The sequence below is a fragment of the Lactiplantibacillus garii genome, from assembly GCF_003885105.1.
GTDB lineage: Bacteria > Bacillota > Bacilli > Lactobacillales > Lactobacillaceae > Lactiplantibacillus > Lactiplantibacillus garii.
Genome location: NZ_QWZQ01000109.1, coordinates 1 through 1,271 on the forward strand (window position 1 = coordinate 1; position 1,271 = coordinate 1,271).

The 1,271-nt window shown below is 36.1% G+C and carries 1 pseudogene; it reads left to right on the top strand.

The window, feature by feature from the left end:
• Positions 1-839, top strand: a pseudogene (locus D1831_RS14470) (hypothetical protein); the annotation flags it as partial.
• Positions 840-1,271 lie beyond the last annotated feature (432 nt).

A 1,271-nucleotide genomic window follows, 5' to 3' on the forward strand; every position in this document is an offset into this window, starting at 1 on the left:
CACAATATGGGAAAAGATTGAACGCGACACTGCCCAATAATTTTAAGATGACAGCTAGCAACCATCACTTATTTTCCTTAGCTCACTATCCGGATCTTATCGGGTTAGTCTTTTCCATTTTAGATCAATTTAGCAATACTGGTACTTATTTCGCAAATGGGCATTTAATTACAGCCACGATGCAAAATAATCACTTTGAACTAAAAGGAAATAACCTTGTTGCAAAAATCTTCTGTGGCTTTTGTAACTGGATTGGTCATATTATGTCCGATGCAGTTGGATCTTCTGGCGCTGTTCAAAAAGGTAATCGTGGCTCTGGCCTACCCATTCCAGGAACTGAGATATTTCAATTACTTAACTTTAAATTACCTCAGACGGATAATCTAACTATTTCAAAATTATGTACTCGTGTCTTCGAACAAGGTTACGACGCACGTCATGCTGCGGCCACAGCTGTTCCGGTAATTATTAATGAACTACTTACCCGACTACTATGGGCTTTCAAACAATACTTTTATCATAAAACGCCTTTCGAACAAATCATCAAACCCAAGAACAATCCCGAACTTAATCGAATGCTGCTTTGCAGTTATGGTACTTTTGCAGGAATCGATTTGGGTGATGCCGCCATTCATGGAGTGAAGACGGGTATTAAAACCGGTGGTAACTACGCTGAAATTCTTATGGAATCAATGTCCCGATTAAACATTACCCTATACCCACGATTAGCTCTACAAGGCTATAAAGAAGTAATGAGTTGGTATAATAATGATCATTACAACGTGGAAGAATTTGATAACTACCTTGGTTCTGAGTGGGAAAGACTTGCAAATAGTTAATCAATCGTTATCATTAAAATCATTTTGTCGTTATACTAGCACAGGAATTTGAGGAGATAATAAAATGTTGTATATAATCTTAATAATTGTAATTTATTTAGTTGTTTTGCACTACCGAGCTAAAAAACATAATGTACCAATGTCTAGTCTATTCGTCTCAGACATAAAAGCACTATATAAGGCAGCATAAAAGCAGCAAGAAGCAAGAGATAAAGAAACAGAAAGGCGAAATCAACGCATTGATCGTAAAGCTAAATACTACAGTACATTTACAAGGGAACAGTTGGAAGCAGAACTAAAAAAAGCTGAAGAAAAGAACAAATCAGACGATGCATCTGCAATTCGTCAAGTCATGTTTGATAAAAACATGTATTAAATGTGTATTTTGTTAGCTTAACTTATCTAAAAAAATAGCCCGAGACTCCTCATTAT